General features: G+C 27.0%; 1 pseudogene. It reads right to left on the bottom strand.

What is annotated here, in order from left to right:
- A pseudogene (locus tag AYC60_RS08790) lies at positions 1–452 on the bottom strand (PTS galactitol transporter subunit IIC); the annotation flags it as partial.

Below are 452 nucleotides of genomic sequence, written 5' to 3'. Positions count from 1 at the left end.
ACGAAATTGCAATTCCAAACGCAATAATTCCATATACTTTAAATTCAAAGAAGTTTATCATTGCGCATCTAAAATATGGACTTTCAAATGCATTATAGCTTATTAATTGACCATTATAACCTATACCACCTATACTTTTATAAAGTTCATTAATAGAAAGTGCTATACTGGTTGAAACCATAAGGTATATAGGAATGATTATTGTTCCTAATATTAATATTTTTAATAAGTTTCTATTAGCTACTATTAATGCTGGAACTACTATCATAGGATTAACTATACCTGAAAAAAGTAATATACTACTAACACCAAGTTTTGAAAATATTAAAACTAAAATAAGTGTAATAAGTATTAAAAGTAAAGATACTATCCAAAATTCACCTACAGTACCAAGTATAGGCCAATCCAGACCTATAACTATACCCTTATGTTTATAACTACTCGCCATAAAA

This window comes from Streptobacillus felis, assembly GCF_001559775.1.
GTDB classification, from domain to species: Bacteria; Fusobacteriota; Fusobacteriia; order Fusobacteriales; family Leptotrichiaceae; genus Streptobacillus; species Streptobacillus felis.
The sequence above is the reverse complement of the archived record's forward strand: the minus strand, read 5'-3'. Positions and strand labels throughout refer to the sequence as shown.